Here is a 16,681-nt window from a genome sequence, read left to right on the forward strand (position 1 = left end):
TACCGAGACATGGTTTCCGCGACTCGCCATTGCGTCCAACATATTTGCTCTGAATTCGCTGACATGTTATGAACCAGGCGATCGACAGCCTCTTCGGCCCGGATCGGCGGGCCGATGGCGTGTTTCGTTTGCAGGTCCTGATTTGTGAGCGAAAGGAGCGTTGCGCTGTTTGCGAAAGGTTCGCCCGTTCCCCGGCCATTGATCATGTCCGCCCTACTCGTCGGCGCATTCTCCGGTGTGATCGCTCCCGCCCACGCCGACGACGGCTATCCGGACGGGACCACGCCACCGGCCGGGGCCAATGATTGGGGGTGCCGACCATCGGCGGCGCATCCGGAACCCGTTGTCCTGGTCCATGGCACCTGGGGTAATCAGAATTCCTGGGACGTGCTCGCACCGCAGCTGAAAGAGCAAGGCTACTGCGTATTTTCGCTGAGCTACGGTCGCGCCGCGACCAGCATCCGAGGTGCGCAACCGGGCGTATACGGCACCGCGGACATTCGCAGTTCAGCCAGGGAAGTCGGGATATTCGTCGATCAGGTGCGCGGGGCGACCGGCGCGCCGAAGGTCGATATTGTCGCGCATTCGCAGGGCGGTCCGCTGGTGCGGCAATTCCTGCGCTTCGAGGGCGGGGCGAACCATCGTGATCCCATCGACAACAAGGTGGACCACCTGGTCACCATCGCGGCGACCAATCACGGCACCACCGCGGAGGGGCTCGGCTATCTGCTGCCGACCGGAAGTGCGCAAGCGCCCATCCTCGGCCTGGTCGCTAAATATCTCGGCACGGCCGCGCTGCAACAACTCATCGACAGTGAATTCATGCGCAGCCTCAATGCCGCGGGCGATACCGAACCCGGTATCAAATACACGGTCATCGCCAGCCATGTCGATCGAGTGGTCACCCCGCCCGAGGCCACCTTTCTCACCGCCGGATTCGGGGCCGAGGTCGACAACATCTGGGTGCAGGATCTGTGCCCCGACGACGACTTCAACCATGGCGCGCTCCCGGCATCGCCCACCGTCGGCTACGTCGTGCAGAAGGCACTCGACCCGTCCTATATCGGACTGCCCTGCCCTGGCTGACGTGCGCGGATGGCCGTCGCCGACGCAGTTGGGTTAACGCTGTTATCGTCGATAGCGCCCATGGCGCCGGGTGGTGGGACCGGGCGTCGCACCGCATCCCGCGAGAAATGATCTTTCCGTGAAATACGTTCCGCGTATCGCCCTGTTTCTGGCGATTCCCGCCGTGCTGTTCCTGCTGCCTTGGTGGACCTTGATCGGCGCCACTGCCGAGGGCCCGCTGTTCTGGTTCGGCTCGGCGGTTTTCCTGGCCGGATTCGCCTGTTTGCCCGCATCGATGTTTCTGGGTCATGGGCCGAGGCAGTCGGATGCGGCGTCCATTGTCGGCGACACGCTGCTCGGTGTGATGTGGGTGCTGTTCAGCTGGTCGGTGCTCGGCAATATCGCCGGGCTCGGATTGGCCGTTGGCGGAGTGGACGATCCGGCTCGTTCCAGGATTGTTGCCGTCGGCGTACTCGTGGTCGCCGCCGCGATGACGGTGTGGGGTGTGATCGAGGCGCGCCGCGTGCCGCGGGTCCGCACCCTCGATGTCGCGATCCGTGGGCTCGGGCCCGCATTCGACGGACTGCGCATGGTGGTCATCACCGATACCCACTACGCCGCGCTCGATCGGTTGCGCTGGTCGGAGAAGGTCGTCGATGTCGTCAATGCCCAGCAGCCCGATATCGCCTGCCACGCGGGCGATCTCGCGGACGGCTCGGTGGCGAAGCGGCACGCGCAGGTCGACCCGCTCGGCAAGATCGAGGCCCCGCTCGGCCGGTTCTACATCACCGGCAACCACGAATACTTCGGTGACGCGCCGGGCTGGATCGAACATATGACCTCGATCGGCTGGCAGCCGCTGCACAACCAGCACGAAATGCTCACCCGTGGCGATGACCGGCTGGTGCTGGCCGGCATCGACGACCCCACCGGCGTCGGCCTGCCCGGTCACGGCCCCGACCTCCCCGCCGCCCTCGCGGGCGCGGACCCGGACGCGCCGATCGTCCTGCTCGCCCATCAACCCAGGCAGGTCACCGAGGCCGCCGCCGCGGGCGTCGCCCTGCAGATCTCCGGCCACACCCACGGCGGCCAGATCTGGCCGTTCCACTACCTGGTCCGCCTCGAACAACCCGTCGTCGCCGGCCTGTCCCGCCACGGCGACACCCAGCTCTACACCAGCCGCGGCACCGGCTTCTGGGGTCCGCAACTGCGCGTCTTCGCACCCAGCGAAATCACCGTGCTCGTATTGCGCAGCGCCTGAATCGACGCCGCATCGGGCCGGCGCGCACCCGACTCATAGCGATAGCCCGAGTGGCGGCTTGACCCATTACCCTATGGGGGTATAGCTTGCCGCGTAGGGCGGTCTCGCCCGGATCTGCACCGAGACGAGGTTGTGGTGAACGCTATCGGGCATGCGCTGTCGCTGGCCGGGTCGATGACCTGGGAGATCCTTTGGGCATTGATTCTCGGCTTCGCGCTCTCGGCCGTCGTGCAGGCGGTGGTGCGCAAGTCGACGATCCTGCGACTGATGGGCGATGATCGCCCGCGCACCCTCGCCATCGCCGCCGGGCTGGGCGCGGCCTCCTCGTCGTGCTCGTACGCGGCCGTTGCGCTGGCGCGTTCGCTATTCCGCAAGGGCGCGAACTTCACCGCCGCGATGGCCTTCGAGATCGGGTCCACCAATCTCGTCATCGAACTCGGCGTCATCCTGGCACTGCTCATGGGCTGGCAGTTCACCGCCGCCGAATTCGTCGGCGGGCCCATCATGATCGTGCTGCTCGCGGTGCTGTTCCGGCTCTTCGTGCGGTCCAAGCTGGTTGACCAGGCCCGTCGGCAAGCCGACCGCGGTCTCGCCGGATCGATGGAAGGCCATGCCGCCATGGACATGTCGGTAGCGGCCGAAGGCTCCTTCGCACACCGACTGCTGTCGCGGTCGGGGCTGACCGCGATCTCGCATGTGTTCGTCATGGAGTGGGCGGCGATTCTGCGCGACCTCGTCATCGGCCTGCTCATCGCGGGCGCGATCGGCGCATGGGTGCCGGAGACGTTCTGGCAGAACTTCTTCCTCACCGATCATCCACTGCTATCGGCCATTTGGGGCCCGATCGTCGGCCCGCTGGTGGCGATCGCGTCGTTCGTCTGCTCGATCGGCAATGTGCCGCTGGCCGCGGTGCTGTGGAACGGCGGCATCAGCTTCGGCGGCGTCATCGCCTTCATCTACGCCGACCTGCTGATCCTGCCGATCCTGAATATCTACCGCAAGTACTACGGCACGCGCATGATGCTGACCCTGCTCGGCACCTTTTACGCGGCGATGGTCGGCGCCGGATATCTGGTCGAAATCCTCTTCGGTGCGACAAGTCTCATCCCGGCCGAACGCAACGTCATGGTGATGGAAGAAGGAATCAAGTGGAACTACACCACCTGGCTCAATATCGCCTTCCTCATCCTCGCCGCCCTTCTGGTCGCGATCTTCGTGCGCACCGGCGGAATTCCGATGCTGCGCATGATGGGCGGCACCCCCGACACCGAGCACGACCACACCGGCCACGACCATGACCACGGATCACCACACGGTGGAACGTAATCCGTAAGGCTGCTCGCCGAGCGTAGTCATACGACGGCCGAATGCGCTGTGGGCGACGACCATTCGACTCCGTTCGCGGAACTCCCCTCACATCAGCGCGATACCGCGACGCGATCGGTGAAGCTGCCGTGGAAGCCGGGGAACATCGCGCCGTCCAGGCGGGCGACCGCGATCGGGGTGCGTTCGATGTCGGCGGCGTCGAGGATCATCAGGGCCGTGCGGTGTTCAGCGGGGAGGTAGGTGACCGACAGCAGCCAGCCGTCGTCTTCGGCGGCGGTGTTCGAGCGTGGGACGAAGATCGGCTCGCCGGGCAGTTCACCGTTGGGCATCGGATGGCGGTGCAGGCGGCCGGTGTGGCGGTCGAGTTTGATGACGGCGTTGTCATCGCAGTCGGCGGCGGATGCGGCGAAATAGGTGTAGCGGTGCTCGCGGCCGGTGCGCCGCTCATCGTGTACTGGGAATTCGATATCGGGTAGGTCCATATCTTCGCGGAGCACCCGGCCGGTTCGGCTGATGCGCAAACGGACCGGCGCGCTGGAGTCATCGCCGATGCGCAGCGAGAACTCCGTGCGAAACAGCTTCAGCTTCTCGGCCAGTAGGTCGAAGGATGGGTGCCGGACCACGTCGAGCACAACATCGTCGCCGTCCTCGAAGGCATTGTCGACGTGCACGTACACCAGCGGATCCCATTCGAGCACTCGGGGTTTGCCGCCGTCGCGCGGCAGCAGCACGATCTTCATCCCGACCTCGGAACGGAATTCGGCCGCGTCACCGGTGGTACCGAACCCGGCCAGCGCCAGCGCCGCGCGCACCGGGTCGACAATGATCGGCGCGAGCGCGAATACCAGGTAGTGCTCGGTGATCGCGAAATCGTGCTGCACGATCACGTGATCGAGCGGCACCTTCCCGACGGTGCTCAGTTTCCCGGTCCGGTCGACGCGGTAACAGTGCAGTGCCGCAGGGATTTTCGCGCCGAGGCGCGGATCGATATCGAGCCCGAAGTTGAACAGTTCCCCGGTGATCGGGTCGATCTTCGGATGCGGCGAGAAGCGGGTCAGCCGCGGCAGCCGTCCGTCGAAGGCGCATGGCCCGATGGTGCGCAGATCATCGCGATCGATCTCCCACGGCCTGCCGACATCACTGAGCGCGAGCAACCGGCCGCCGTGCGCCACCGCATGGGTATTGGCCACATCGGCGGGATACCGACCGACGTTGTGCCGCAATCGTTTTGCGTCGGAATACAGACCACGCACGGTAGCGCCGCGCCCGCGCTCCTCGGCCAGGAACTTCGGCGTGCGCACATAGCGGCTCTGGAAACGCACCGCCCCGTTGTCGATGACGAACTTCGACACGAGGCCATCGCCATCGAACGGATGCGCGGCGCGGAATCCGCCCGCCTCGAAACGACCGGGTCCATTGCGGTACAGCGTGCCGCGCAGTTCCTGCGGGAGCGTGCCGGTGACTTCGAGCCGCACCTCCTCGGACACCTCGCGGGCATTCGCGAAGAGAGTCGAACCGAGTTCGGTGGACAGCTGGGTGGTGGTCATCGTCGACCTCGCTATCTGGAAACAGTGGTTTCTTCTAGAAACGATGGTATTCAGAATGGGGTCACCGGGCGGGTGTGTCAAGGTGTCAGTTGTGACCGAACGGCCGTACGCGGGAAAGCTCGCCGCCGAGCGACAGGCGGACCGGCGCGAGCGACTGATCGCCGCCGGTCTCGACCTGATCGGCACCGAGGGCATGGCGGGCACCACCGTGCGCGCCATCTGCCAGCGCGCCGGACTGTCCACGCGCTACTTCTACGAAAGTTTCGACAGCCTCGACGCGCTGTTGCTCGCGGTCTTTGACGCGATCATGGAACGCACGGTCGAACGGATGCTGCCCGCACTCGAATCGGCCGACGGCTCACTGCGCACCCTGCTGGAGGGCCTCGGATCGGCCTTCATCGAAATGACCGTCGACGAACCGCGGGCCATGCGCATCGGTTTCATCGAGGCGTGGAACAGCGAGGCCCTGATGCGTCATCGCGTCCAGACCCTGCACAACTGCGCACATCTGCTCGCCGCCGCCGTCATCGCCCGCTCCCCCGGCGATCCGGACGAGCAGGCCGTCGCCACGGCCGCGTTCATGGTGGTGGGTGGACTATTGGAATCCATCCTCGGCTGGATCGACGGGTCGCTGAACCTCGACCGCGACGCACTCCTGCGCAACTTCGCCACCGTCGCGGAGGCGGCGCTCACCGCGGCCAGCGCGACGACTCGATCTCCGCGGTAGCGACGCCGTGCCCCGCTGACGTCGCGTGGCCGTCACGGTTGTTCGAGTTGAATGCGACGTGCGAGTGCTCGACCGGTCGGGAGGTCGCCGACGAAAGCGCGTAGATAGCTGTTGACGAGGTGCAGGTCGTCGCCTTGCGCACTGTCTCGAATGCGTTGGTAGAAGCGCTGTTCGATATCGGCGATGCGATCGGCGACCTCGCGCCCCTCGGCGGTGAGGGTGAGTTCGATGTGGCGGCGGTCGTGTACCGCGGGTCGCCGGTCGACCAGTCCAGCGGCGCACAGTCGGTCGACCAGGCGACTGGGACTCGTCCCGGTTTCACAGACGAGCAGTTCGCCGAGCCCGTTGAGGGTCAGCGGTTGATGGTTCTGCAGGACCCGGAGCACCTCGCCCTGGGCGGTGGTGACACCGAGGGGTTTGAGTTCCTGGCCGATGAGCCGGGCCCCTTCACGTTGCGCCGCCAGGACGAGGTACCGGAATTCTTCAGCGTCGTGCACCGACGACCTCAGGGTGATCGATGCGATCGGTCAGGAATTTCGCCACTGCGGCAGCGTACGTGCCCGGATGCGAGAACCGGAACATGTGCCCGGTCCGCGCCAATACCACCTCGGTCGCATCAGCGATGCCCGCACGCATCACCTTCGCGGGAGCTTCGCCGACTAGGACGTCGTGTTCGGGGGTCAGGATCAGGGTGGGGACGTCGACCTGGTCGAGTTTGTCGACGTAGTAGGCCGACAGGGCCGCGGTGATACGGGCGCCATAGGACTGCGCGGGAGTGTTCTCCCGAAATATCCGACGGCTCTCGGCCTCGCTCCAGGGAACCTCCCCGGCACCGTCGAACGGGGAGGCCAGCCGGTGGGCGTGCGCCCGCAGCACGATGTGCCGGTAGGCGCCGCCGCGCATCTTGCCCATTGTCCGCATCGCGATCCGCCAGAACCGCGAGGTGACCGGGTTGGCGGCGAATCCTCCCGACATCACCAGTCCGCGTAGACCTTTCGGTCGGCGAACCGCCAAGGCCAGCCCGACCTGAGCGCCGAAGGAGTCGCCGACCAGAACGTAGTCGTCGAGATCGGCGACAGCGTCGGCGACGAAGTCGGCATAGACCTCCATATCGTCCACGGCCTCGGGCAGTTTCAGCAGTCGCGCGGGCCGGTCGGCCAAGGAGTCGAACCTGCTGATGTCCCACGGAGCGCCGGACATGCAGGGGATGAAAACCAGAGTCGAGTTCTTCGATGTGTTCGTCATGCCAGATACGTTACACGACATGTATGTCGTGTAATATAACGATATGGCAATCTTCGAGAACACACTGACCATCGATCGCCCCATCGCCGAGGTCTTCACCTACCTAGCGGAGTTCGAGAACATCCCGCGTTGGAACTACGCCATTACCGAGACCCGCAAAACCTCCGTTGGGCCGGTCGGCGTGGGAACGACCTATCTGCAGACCCGATCGATTCCCCAGCCAGCCGTCGAGGAGTTCGAGGTCACGGAATTCCAGCCGACGCGGCGTCTACGGATCCGTGGTCGGTTGGGTCCATTCCCCGCGGTGGTGTCCTACGATCTCGAGCCCGCCCCCAGCGGCACCCGGCTGCGGAATACGATCGAGCTCGGATTCCACGGGCCCATGCGACTCACGAGTCCCGTCGTCACCGCGCGGATCAAGTCGGCGGTACGGGCCAACCTCGATGTCCTGCGACAGCTATTCGAGAAATAGCCCGCTTGTGAAACGGGCCTGCAGCAGGGCTGCGGTGGCCGCGCTATAGGCGCGACTCGCTTCCAGGGGACGTAGCGTCGGGTAGTTGGAGCGGTGGGTGACGATGACACCATTCGGGAGGGTTACGGTGCGGTCCACAACGGTGGCGATGCAATTGCCGCCCGATTTGGCGACGAGATCGACGATCACCGTGCCGGGACGGAGTGCGCCGAGCGCCGCGCTATCGAGCAGCACAGGGCCGCGCGTGCCACGGTGTACGGCGGCGCAGACGATCAGGGCGGGCGGCTCGGCGGCGAGGTGATCGAGGAGTCCGGCAGCATTCGGTAGGAATGTCTTGGCACCGTGCAGGATTGCCGCCGACCCCTGGTCCGGTCGGTTGCCGATCGCGGTCGGCTCGTCGCCGTGGGCGAGCGCCGCGGCGATGGCGGAGAGTCCGGCCTGTCCGCAGCCGAGGATCAGGGCACGCACCGGGCCCTGGGCCGAGAGCAGCTGTCGCCCTTGCGCATAGGCGACCTCACCGGCTATCCGACTCATCGCGGACAGCGCATCGATATCGGGGCACGAGTGCGGAACGGTCTCGTAGCCAATGGATTCGATGCCTCGGGCGCGCAGTCGGGCGATCGCGTCGTGACGATGCAGGGGGTCCTGGAATCCGATGAGGGTCGTATCGGGGCGTACCGAATCCAGTGGGTATGCCGGAGGTTTCACCCACACCACAATGTCGGAGCGGGCGAAAACCTCCGCACGCTCGGCGATCCGTGCGCCGGACGCGCGGTAGTCCGCATCGTCGAAGCCGATCGAGCGACCCGCGTCGCGCTCCACGATCACATCCATACCCGCGAGGCCGCGCACATCGCCGGGGATCAGCGCGACGCGTCGTTCCTCGGCCGCGGTCTCGCGTAGTACGCCGACAATCATTGCGCGGCGACGTGTTCGAGTACCGGTAAGCCTCTCTCTGCCAACACCTTCGAATGTGTCAGCCCACCCCGGATCTCCCGAATCAACTGCTCGAGCCGGTCGAAGAGCTCATCGACCAGGTCGGTCGACTCGCGCCCCGGCGCCTTGCGCGGCGCGAGCACATTGAACCGCACGCCGAGTCGATCGGATCCGGTCCGATCCAGTGCGACACTGTCGATCCCGGCACCGGCGAGCAGCAGATCCTCGATCTCCGCGCTGGTTCCGACGCCCGCCTGGTCGAGGAGCGCATCGTCGAAGACCACAGTGAGGAACATGCCCTGCCGACTGCCCAGTGGCCGAATGGCTTTCGCACCGATCCGAGCATTGATCGCGTCGATGTGCCCGTGCGCGCGACCCAGCTGGTCGAGCATCCGCAGGCGGTTCTCCGCGAAGTAATCCTCGGGCGTGTGCTCGACGATCGCTCGCGCCAAATGCGTCGACTCACGCTGGAAGGATATGGTCAGCCGCTCCCGAACCTCGGCCAGCCATTCGGCATTCCCCGAGCACGCCGCGCCCAACTTGCACGGTCCGAAAGCGTTGTAGCCCTTCGAGTTACCGGTAATCGTCAGCACCTGGTCGTACAGTCGCCGCGAGCCCTCAGCCGTTGGAATCTCCAGCGATGCGATCGGAATGTGCTGTGCCACCATGCAATCGAAGGCCATATCGCAGATGACCGGAACACCGCGCGTCACCAGCACCCGGCCGATCTCCAGCATCTCCTCGGCCGAATACTCGGTGAATACCGGATTTCCGGGCAGTGTGAGCAGCACCCCGCACAGCTCGTCACGCTCGGCGAAGTAGTCGAGGCACGACGCCAGCAGCTCCGGGTCGATCTTGAAGGAGTCATCCGGCGCGACCGGGCACGCCTGCATGCGCAGACCGTACTTCTCCACATGAATGCCCGAACTCTTGTACAGCCCTTCCGGATACACGATGACACCGCCTGGACGGGCAAGGGTCGCCACGGCCTCCTCGAGCAGCACGGTGCTCGAGTACGCGCAGACGATCACCTCCTCGGGCGACACCCGAACTCCGGGCACGCCGTCGACGGGCTCGGACAATCGCCCGAACAGCTTGTGCGCGGCCAACTCGCGCAGTACCAGCGGCTGCCGCTTGTGATACAGCGTGCCGTCCGCGTACTCGTCCGGCGGCTGGGTGTGCAACAGCTCGCGCCAGGCCAGATCCAGTGCGGCGACGGCACTCTCGGCCAGCGGCAGTCCGGTCTCGCCGTGATAGGCATCGATCACATCGGAATACATCCGGTGGTCGGTGCCCGCGAACCGCGGTCGCGCGCCCAGGTGCCGACGCACTTCCCGCTTGCGCTCCTCGGAGCGATTGGTGCGGGCGGCGAGACTGGGCGCCGGATTCCGCCAGGGCAGCCGATCGATGACAGCCTGCCGAGTCACGGCACCTCACCTTCGACGGGCGGCTCCCCAGGCGCGGTCATCTCGCGCCAACTCTGTTCCAGCGCCGCACGGAACAGACCACGGCACTCACCCTCGGTCAGGCGATCGAAACCGGCCAGCGCCGGTGCGGCGACGATGTCATTGACGACGATGCCCGAACCGGCGACCTTGAGTTCGTAAAGCCGCTCGAACCGGCGCACCGCGAACGCGACATCGTGCTTCAAGGCCGAGAACCGCGTCGCGACGCGCGCCTGCCGGGAATAGTCGTATTCCCCTACGGCAACGTACTTTTCGTCGACGATCAGCATGCTCTGCGCGTTGCGCGCGTGCTCGCGCTTGACCAACACGCTCTCCACGCCGGAACGCGCCTGTTTCCACAATTTGTCGGCATAGGGCGACACATCGTCGATCGTGTCGAGGACATACATTCGTCTCACATCGATTCGGGGCGGATGGGCGTTGTCGGCCAGGCGCAGGATCGCGGCGTGATAGTCGTCGCCGACGTCGCCGCCGATGGTGCCGAGATCGGCGGTGTGGATCGCGCGGACGGACTGTTTGGCCTGTTCGAGGATCATCAGCCAGTCGCTGACGGTATTCCATTCCCAGACTGTCGCGCTGCGCGAGGGGATCTGCGCCAGGATCTCCTCGGCCCGCTCCAACTGCCGATCCGCGATCATGCGCAGCGGTTCGATCTCATCGCGCGCGCCGGTCGCGTCGATCAGGCTGCCCGCGATGCCGAGGGCCCGCTCGACGAGTTCAGGGTCCTTGCCGAGCAGGACATTGAAGCGCATGCGCAGGTCGTGATACGCGCCGCCGGCGAGATCGTCGGCGACACCGTCGGCGGTCGGCAATTCCTGTCCCAGCGCGAGGCTCAGACGTTCACGCAGCGGTAGCGGTGGAACCCGAGTTCCGTTCTCGATCTGCTGGATCAGACTGCGTGAACAACCCGCCTTGGCCGCGAGCGCGGCCTGGGTGAACCCACGTTCGGTGCGGAGCCGACGGACGAGATCCCCCACCTGTTCACCGTCCGGCCCTGAGCCAGCCATGGCGCGCCTCCTCCTGCGCTCGGATTTCAATGCTCACGATGTGTCATCCGTCGTCATCATAGTCACGTTACGAGGCAGGACGCCGATTGAGACGATGAGAGTTTTCTGGATGGTCGCTGGAAACCGCACGCGCAGAGAGATATTGCGTACGGCAGCTCCACGCTCGTCGGCGCAGTTCCACACTCCGTAGCGTTACGCCACTCAACCTAGCTCTCGTGGTAGATATTTCGGATACCAGTCGCTGAATTTGCCTTAATCGAAGCAATATTGACTGAAATATATCAATGGATAGCATCTATGCTTAGTTGACATCCCGAAGTGGCGATCCATAGCATTGTTGTCAGCGCCACATGATTCGGAGACCGCTTCCGGGACAGGTGGTTTCGATCGACCAAGGGAGGGGTCATGACGCTCGAACCGACCGACTGGTTGATCACCAGTGACATCACCCCCGAGACCGCCCGCTACACCGGCGACGGCTGGGTCCTCAGCTGGCTGCCCGGCCGACTGCTCACTCGGGAGCAGGCCATCACCGGCATGATCCTCGACGAGACCCTGAGCGATCCGGATCCCGAAGATTACGTGTTGGCAATGGAAATCGCCGCCATGCGCGCCGCCGATCTCGGCCTCGAACTGGCCCAGGCGGTCGTGCTGCTGCACGCCCGCATCCTCGAACGCGACCGGCGCCAGGCCGGAGCCAACTGCCGCATCGCGATACCGACCACACCGGCCGCGTAACGGCAGTTGGCGCCGCGGAGGGGTCGGCGCCACCTGACGTCGCGCCGAAGCAGGGTCCGGCGAGTTCCGCTCGCCGGGCCCTGTTTTCATGCGCGGGAACGCCGAAAGCGCCTGGTGGAACGCGGCTTTCGCGTCGATCGCTCGATCCGCGGATCCTCGGCGACCTCGTATCGCCGCACATACAGGCTCAGGAACGCCTGCACCGTCGCCGTCGCGGGAATCGCGAGCAGCGCCCCAACCGCGCCGAGTAGCGCCCCGCCGGCCAGCACCGCGAGCAGCGCGACGGCCGGATTCACATCCACCGTCCGTGCGGTGATGCGCGGCTGCAGGATGTAGTCCTGGAACTGCTGATAGACGACCACGAAGATGAGGATCCACAGCGCATCGATCGGTTGAACGGTGAGCGCGACCAGAATCGGCAGCACGCCCGCGATATATGTGCCGACGGTCGGCACGAACGAGGCCACCACGCCGAACCAGATGCCCAGCGCGATCGCATCGGGCAGTCCCAGCAAAGCGAGGAAAACCGCGTGTGCCACCGCGGAAATCACCGCGAGCACCGCGCGACTGTAGAGATATCCGCCGGTCTTCACGATGGCCAGATCCCAAGCACGCAATACGGTGTCGTGTCGGCGCGGCGGCAGCAGCGAGCACACCGCACGTCGCATCTTCGGCCCGTCCGCGGTCAGGTAGATGCTGAACAGCGCGATCATGAGGAACCGGACCAGTCCGCCCAGGATCGTATTGGACAATCCCCACGCATTGTTCGCGGCTCGCTCGGCATATCCGGTGATGACGTCGGTATCCTTCAGCAGCCGTTCACGCAGTTGGCCCAACGTGAAGTTCTGATGGAAGGTCCGGTTGGCCCAGTCGACCAGTTCATTGAGCAGCCTGGGCAATTCGCGCACGACATTGCCGACAGTTTCCACCAGCAATGTGCCGAGCGCCGCGCTGAAGCCTGCCACGCAACCGAACAGCAAAACGAAGACCAGTCCGGTGGCGAGACCGCGCGGCATACCGCGCGCGGCCAGCTTGTTGACGGCGGGCTCCATCGCCAGCGAGACGAAGAAGGCGACGAGCATGATGACGAATAGCCCGATCAGCCGATGGAATGCCCAGTTCCCGAGCTCGAACAGGCCGAGAAGGACAAAGGCCAACACCATTGCGCGCGGAAGCCAACTCGGCATGTGATCACGTCGTTCACGATCGCCGGGTGGGCCCGCATCGACGGAATCCGAGGATGGGTCGGCGGCCACGGACCCAGTGTCACCCACCCGTCAGCGAATATCGGGTTACGACCCGCCCCTTCAGCTGGCCATGGCCGCTGCCCGTTCCGACCGGGTTTCGCCGAAGGTCTGCTTGAAGTCGGGGCACTCGACCAATGGCCGATGGGTGCAGGTGGCGGCATGGCGGAGGCTGTCGCGCATGCGGGTGAGGCGGGCGATATCCGCATCCAACTCATCCGCCTTCGCGGCCATGTAACCACGGACTTCGGTGTCCGCGGGCGTGGCGACGACGAATCGCGCGATCTGCGCGAGCGTGAAACCGGCCGCGCGAGCGCAGGATACGAGCGCCAAGCGGTCGAGCACCTCGGGCAGGTAGGTGCGCCGCAAACCATTGCGGCCCGCGGATTCGATGAGACCGCGCTTCTCGTAGTACCGCAGCGCCGACGGCGCCAACCCGGATCGCGCGGCCACTTCGGCGATATCGAGCTCCATCAAATCTACTCCTTGACTTGAAGCGGACTTCAAGTCAGACGATAGACGCATGAGCGAAACAAAAGAAGACCAGATCGCCTTGGACCCCCAGGTTCAGGCCTATTTGGACCGTCTCGCCCGCGCCGATTTCGGCTCGGTGCACACCTTTACCCTGGCGCAGGCGCGCGAAGGGTGGCGGCGGCAGATCGCCCTACTCGGCGAACCGGAACCCATTGCCCAGGTCGAGGACCGGACGATCCCGAGCGCGGACGGACCGATACCGATCCGCGTCTACACCCCCGACGGCGAGGGACCATTCCCCGCATTGGTGTTCTTCCACGGCGGCGGCTTCATGCTCGGCGATCTGGACACCCACGACGGCCTGTGCCGCAGTCTGGCCAATGGCGCCGAATGCGTGGTGGTCTCTGTCGACTATCCGCGGGCGCCCGAACACAAGTTCCCCGCGGCACCCGACGCCTGCTTCAGCGCGACCCAATGGGTCGCCGAACAGGCGGCGAGCATCGGCGTCGATGCCACGCGAATCGCCGTCGGCGGTGACAGCGCAGGGGGAAATCTGGCGGCCGTCGTCGCGCGGATGGCCCGTGACAGCGGCTTGGCACTGGTCTTCCAACTGCTGATCTACCCCGACCTCGATTTCCGCAGAACGAATTTCAGCATCCGCGAATACGCGGGCAAATACGGCAATATCTCCCGCGACGCCCAGTACTGGTTCATGGACAACTACCTCAACCGCGATGCGGAGAAACTCGACCCGAAGGTCTCGCCGTTGCTGGCCACCGACCTGGCCGACCTTCCCGCGGCGCTCATCATCACCGCCGAATACGACGCGCTGCGCGACGAGGGCGAACAGTACGGCCAGCGGCTCGACGAGGCCGGGGTCCCGGTCACCGTCACCCGTTATCCGGGGATGATCCACGAATTCGTCCGGCACCCCTTCGACGCCAGCAAGCGAGCCCGACTCGATGCCGCGACCGCACTGCGGAAGGCATTCACTCGGTAGCGGTCGCGGTCCGCGGCAAAAAGGCGGCGAGCGCACCGGCGGCCAGCGCGGCACCCGCCGCGATCACCAGCACCACCCGGAACGCGTCCTGCGACGGCAGTTCGGCCCCGCCGAGCGACATGGTCAACTGCGCGATCACCACGCCCGTCACCGCGCTGGCGATGGAGGTTCCGATGGAACGCATCAGCGTATTGAGCGCATTGGCGGCGGCGGTTTCGGTGACGGGAACCGCCGACATGATCAGCGCGGGCATCGCGCCGTAGGCCAGGCCGATGCCCGCGCCGATAACGCACGACACGACCACCAATCCCCAGAGGGCAGACATCAATTCGACGCCGAGACCGTATCCGGCGGCCACCACGATCGCACCGATGATCAGCGTGATGCGCGGTCCGCTGGCCGCGCTGATCCGGGCCGACAGCGGCGCGACCAGCATCATCACCAGACCCGACGGCGCCATCACCAGGCCGACGGCCATCATCGACCGGCCGAGTCCGTACCCGGTGGCCTCGGGCAACTGCAGCACCTGCGGGATGACCAGCGACTGCGCGAGCATGGCGAACCCGAATGCCGCCGACGCCAGATTGGTGAGCAACACCTGATGCCGCGCCGTGGTGCGCAGATCCACCAGCGGCTGTGTGGCCCGCAACTCCCACCAACCCCAAACCAGAAGCGCCACCACGCCTATCGCGAACAGCCCCAGCGTGAGACCGCTGGTCCACCCCCAGCCCGCCCCCTTGGACACCGCGAGCAGCAGGCAGATCAGCGCCGCCGACAGCCCCACCGCCCCCGGGAGGTCGAAGCTGCCGCCGGAGCGCTGCGACGACTCCGGCACCAGCGTGCAAACCAATGCGGTGACGATCACGCCCGCACCCGCGGCGGTCCAGAACAGCACATGCCAGTCGGCGTGTTCGGCGAGGAAGGCGGCCGCGGGCAGGCCGAGCGCACCGCCGACTCCGAGCGATGCGCTCATCAACGCGGTCGCCGCGCCGAGCCGTTCGGCCGGGAGTTCGTCGCGCATGATGCTGATACCCAAGGGGATGACGCCGGCGGCCAAACCCTGCAGGGCGCGGGCGCACACCATAGGCGCGAGGCTATTGCTGAGCCCGCCCAGCGCCGACCCTGCGACCAGTAGCGCCAGGCTGACCAGCAGCATCCGCCGCTTGCCGTACATATCGCCGAGCCGACCCATCACCGGCGTGGCCACGGCCGCCGCGAGCAGCGTGGCGGTAATCGCCCAAGCGGTATCGGATGCGCTGGCCCCCAGCAGTTTCGGCAGCTGCGGGAGCAATGGAATCACCAGCGTCTGCATGAGCGACACCACGATGCCGCCCGCGGCGAGCACACCGACGATGACATTGGTGCGCGGCGGCGCGGAGACACCGGGCGGGGCGAGAACGTTAGCCATTCGCACGACTTTAAATCAAGCGACTGACTTAATGCAACTGACTTAACAGTCCCGCTACCATGGGCGATGACATGAGCGGCAACATCACGCGGCCGGATCGGACCGCCACCACCAGGGAAGCCATCTTGTCGGCGGCCGAACGGCTCTTCGCCGAATACGGTGTCTTCGCGATATCGAACCGTCAGGTGAGCGAGGCTGCGGGCCAGGGCAATAATGCCGCCGTCGGCTATCACTTCGGCACCAAAACCGATCTGGTGCGGGCGATCGTGCGCAAACATGCCGAGCCGATCGAGGCGCACCGCATGCGGCTGCTGGCCGAGCATCGCGACTCCACCCGACTGCGCGACTGGATTTCCTGCCTGGTCCGGCCGGTCACCGAACACTTCGCCGACCTCGGCTCGCCCACCTGGTACGCGCGATTCGGCGCGCAGGTGATGACCGATCCGACGCTGCGCATCATCATGGCCGAGGAGTCACTGACCGCACCGTCACTGCAGGAGACCGTCGAGGGCATGGACCGCTGCCTGCCGGATCTGCCACCGGACGTCCGCCGAGAACGCCGCGATATGGCACGTCACCTCATGGTGCACGTCTGCGCCGAGTATGAGCGCACCCTCGCCGACGGCAAGACCGGACCGCGCGCGAACTGGTACGACTGCGGCACCGGCCTCATCGATGCGATCGTCGGCATCTGGCAGGCGCCGGTGACCCGCTGAACTGGGAACAGATCCGGTAGCCGAGCTGTTGCCGAATCCGGGGGGTAAG

Annotated in this window: 17 protein-coding genes; 8 read left to right on the top strand and 9 right to left on the bottom strand. The window is 65.6% G+C overall.

Annotated features, from left to right (window positions below):
* The first annotated feature begins 204 nt into the window (after nt 1-204).
* From ACHQ4I_RS15230 to ACHQ4I_RS15240, 3 genes are all read left to right on the top strand, one after another.
* Nucleotides 205-1,086, top strand: coding sequence for an esterase/lipase family protein (locus ACHQ4I_RS15230; protein WP_420772351.1), 882 nt, complete (start codon nt 205-207; stop codon nt 1,084-1,086).
* A gap of 118 nt (nt 1,087-1,204) precedes the next feature.
* Complete coding sequence (locus tag ACHQ4I_RS15235; protein WP_420772352.1) at nt 1,205-2,326, top strand: metallophosphoesterase; 1,122 nt, start codon at nt 1,205-1,207, stop codon at nt 2,324-2,326.
* Between the two features lie 114 nt (nt 2,327-2,440).
* Complete coding sequence (locus ACHQ4I_RS15240) at nt 2,441-3,652, top strand: permease (protein WP_420772713.1); 1,212 nt, start codon at nt 2,441-2,443, stop codon at nt 3,650-3,652.
* Between the two features lie 92 nt (nt 3,653-3,744).
* On the opposite strand, the gene ACHQ4I_RS15245 is transcribed toward ACHQ4I_RS15240, so the two are convergent.
* Nucleotides 3,745-5,199, bottom strand: coding sequence for a carotenoid oxygenase family protein (locus ACHQ4I_RS15245; protein ID WP_420772353.1), 1,455 nt, complete (start codon nt 5,197-5,199; stop codon nt 3,745-3,747).
* Nucleotides 5,200-5,290: 91 nt separating this feature from the next.
* Here ACHQ4I_RS15245 and ACHQ4I_RS15250 point away from each other — a divergent pair, with 91 nt between their 5' ends.
* Complete coding sequence (locus tag ACHQ4I_RS15250) at nt 5,291-5,926, top strand: TetR/AcrR family transcriptional regulator (RefSeq protein WP_420772354.1); 636 nt, start codon at nt 5,291-5,293, stop codon at nt 5,924-5,926.
* A 32-nt stretch (nt 5,927-5,958) separates the two neighbouring features.
* Here ACHQ4I_RS15250 and ACHQ4I_RS15255 read toward each other — a convergent pair whose 3' ends face one another.
* Both ACHQ4I_RS15255 and ACHQ4I_RS15260 read right to left on the bottom strand, forming a co-directional pair.
* Nucleotides 5,959-6,423: a MarR family winged helix-turn-helix transcriptional regulator gene (locus tag ACHQ4I_RS15255; protein ID WP_420772355.1), complete on the bottom strand. Its 465-nt coding sequence runs from the start codon at nt 6,421-6,423 to the stop codon at nt 5,959-5,961.
* Nucleotides 6,410-7,171 (bottom strand): alpha/beta fold hydrolase, encoded by a 762-nt coding sequence (locus ACHQ4I_RS15260; RefSeq protein WP_420772356.1) that lies wholly within the window; start codon nt 7,169-7,171, stop codon nt 6,410-6,412. Before ACHQ4I_RS15260 ends, ACHQ4I_RS15255 begins: the two co-directional genes overlap by 14 nt.
* A gap of 43 nt (nt 7,172-7,214) precedes the next feature.
* On the opposite strand from ACHQ4I_RS15260, the gene ACHQ4I_RS15265 reads away from it, so the two are divergent.
* Nucleotides 7,215-7,643: an SRPBCC family protein gene (locus ACHQ4I_RS15265; RefSeq protein ID WP_420772357.1), complete on the top strand. Its 429-nt coding sequence runs from the start codon at nt 7,215-7,217 to the stop codon at nt 7,641-7,643.
* Here the strand turns inward: ACHQ4I_RS15265 and ACHQ4I_RS15270 are convergent.
* From ACHQ4I_RS15270 to ACHQ4I_RS15280, 3 genes are read right to left on the bottom strand one after another with little or no spacing between them, the layout of a single operon-like run.
* Entirely contained in the window at nt 7,629-8,561 is a 933-nt protein-coding gene (locus tag ACHQ4I_RS15270; RefSeq protein ID WP_420772358.1) for a Rossmann-fold NAD(P)-binding domain-containing protein, read from the bottom strand. The genes ACHQ4I_RS15265 and ACHQ4I_RS15270 overlap by 15 nt on opposite strands.
* Complete coding sequence (locus ACHQ4I_RS15275) at nt 8,558-10,006, bottom strand: aminotransferase class I/II-fold pyridoxal phosphate-dependent enzyme (RefSeq protein ID WP_420772359.1); 1,449 nt, start codon at nt 10,004-10,006, stop codon at nt 8,558-8,560. Before ACHQ4I_RS15275 ends, ACHQ4I_RS15270 begins: the two co-directional genes overlap by 4 nt.
* Entirely contained in the window at nt 10,003-11,052 is a 1,050-nt protein-coding gene (locus ACHQ4I_RS15280; RefSeq protein ID WP_420772360.1) for a helix-turn-helix domain-containing protein, read from the bottom strand. The genes ACHQ4I_RS15275 and ACHQ4I_RS15280 overlap by 4 nt, the downstream gene beginning before the upstream one ends.
* A gap of 405 nt (nt 11,053-11,457) precedes the next feature.
* Between ACHQ4I_RS15280 and ACHQ4I_RS15285 the strand changes: the two genes are divergently transcribed.
* Entirely contained in the window at nt 11,458-11,790 is a 333-nt protein-coding gene (locus tag ACHQ4I_RS15285) for a hypothetical protein (RefSeq protein WP_420772361.1), read from the top strand.
* An 86-nt stretch (nt 11,791-11,876) separates the two neighbouring features.
* Here the strand turns inward: ACHQ4I_RS15285 and ACHQ4I_RS15290 are convergent, their stop codons facing one another.
* Together ACHQ4I_RS15290 and ACHQ4I_RS15295 are read right to left on the bottom strand one after the other, a co-directional pair.
* Nucleotides 11,877-13,046: an AI-2E family transporter gene (locus tag ACHQ4I_RS15290; RefSeq protein WP_420772362.1), complete on the bottom strand. Its 1,170-nt coding sequence runs from the start codon at nt 13,044-13,046 to the stop codon at nt 11,877-11,879.
* Between the two features lie 51 nt (nt 13,047-13,097).
* A complete protein-coding gene (locus tag ACHQ4I_RS15295; protein WP_420772363.1) occupies nt 13,098-13,508 on the bottom strand; it encodes a MerR family transcriptional regulator in 411 nt (136 codons plus the stop codon).
* A gap of 49 nt (nt 13,509-13,557) precedes the next feature.
* Here ACHQ4I_RS15295 and ACHQ4I_RS15300 point away from each other — a divergent pair, with 49 nt between their 5' ends.
* Nucleotides 13,558-14,508: an alpha/beta hydrolase gene (locus tag ACHQ4I_RS15300; protein WP_420772364.1), complete on the top strand. Its 951-nt coding sequence runs from the start codon at nt 13,558-13,560 to the stop codon at nt 14,506-14,508.
* On the opposite strand, the gene ACHQ4I_RS15305 is transcribed toward ACHQ4I_RS15300, so the two are convergent.
* Nucleotides 14,498-15,916, bottom strand: a complete 1,419-nt coding sequence (locus tag ACHQ4I_RS15305; protein WP_420772365.1) for an MFS transporter — start codon at nt 15,914-15,916, stop codon at nt 14,498-14,500. The genes ACHQ4I_RS15300 and ACHQ4I_RS15305 overlap by 11 nt on opposite strands.
* 71 nt (nt 15,917-15,987) lie before the next feature.
* On the opposite strand from ACHQ4I_RS15305, the gene ACHQ4I_RS15310 reads away from it, so the two are divergent.
* A complete protein-coding gene (locus ACHQ4I_RS15310) occupies nt 15,988-16,632 on the top strand; it encodes a TetR/AcrR family transcriptional regulator (RefSeq protein WP_420772366.1) in 645 nt (214 codons plus the stop codon).
* Nucleotides 16,633-16,681: the final 49 nt, after the last annotated feature.

The sequence above is a fragment of the Nocardia nepalensis genome (assembly GCF_048910785.1).
Classification (GTDB): domain Bacteria; phylum Actinomycetota; class Actinomycetes; order Mycobacteriales; family Mycobacteriaceae; genus Nocardia; species Nocardia nepalensis.

Excerpts from the sequence above, each read along its gene's own strand:
- ACHQ4I_RS15230 (WP_420772351.1), top strand. The coding sequence starts at position 205 with ATGTCCGCCCTACTCGTCGGCGCATTCTCCGGTGTGATCGCTCCCGCC.
- ACHQ4I_RS15245 (WP_420772353.1), bottom strand. The coding sequence starts at position 5,199 with ATGACCACCACCCAGCTGTCCACCGAACTCGGTTCGACTCTCTTCGCG.
- ACHQ4I_RS15260 (WP_420772356.1), bottom strand. The coding sequence starts at position 7,171 with ATGACGAACACATCGAAGAACTCGACTCTGGTTTTCATCCCCTGCATG.
- ACHQ4I_RS15265 (WP_420772357.1), top strand. The coding sequence starts at position 7,215 with ATGGCAATCTTCGAGAACACACTGACCATCGATCGCCCCATCGCCGAG.
- ACHQ4I_RS15270 (WP_420772358.1), bottom strand. The coding sequence starts at position 8,561 with ATGATTGTCGGCGTACTACGCGAGACCGCGGCCGAGGAACGACGCGTC.
- ACHQ4I_RS15280 (WP_420772360.1), bottom strand. The coding sequence starts at position 11,052 with ATGGCTGGCTCAGGGCCGGACGGTGAACAGGTGGGGGATCTCGTCCGT.
- ACHQ4I_RS15285 (WP_420772361.1), top strand. The coding sequence starts at position 11,458 with ATGACGCTCGAACCGACCGACTGGTTGATCACCAGTGACATCACCCCC.
- ACHQ4I_RS15295 (WP_420772363.1), bottom strand. The coding sequence starts at position 13,508 with ATGGAGCTCGATATCGCCGAAGTGGCCGCGCGATCCGGGTTGGCGCCG.
- ACHQ4I_RS15300 (WP_420772364.1), top strand. The coding sequence starts at position 13,558 with ATGAGCGAAACAAAAGAAGACCAGATCGCCTTGGACCCCCAGGTTCAG.
- ACHQ4I_RS15305 (WP_420772365.1), bottom strand. The coding sequence starts at position 15,916 with ATGGCTAACGTTCTCGCCCCGCCCGGTGTCTCCGCGCCGCCGCGCACC.
- ACHQ4I_RS15310 (WP_420772366.1), top strand. The coding sequence starts at position 15,988 with ATGAGCGGCAACATCACGCGGCCGGATCGGACCGCCACCACCAGGGAA.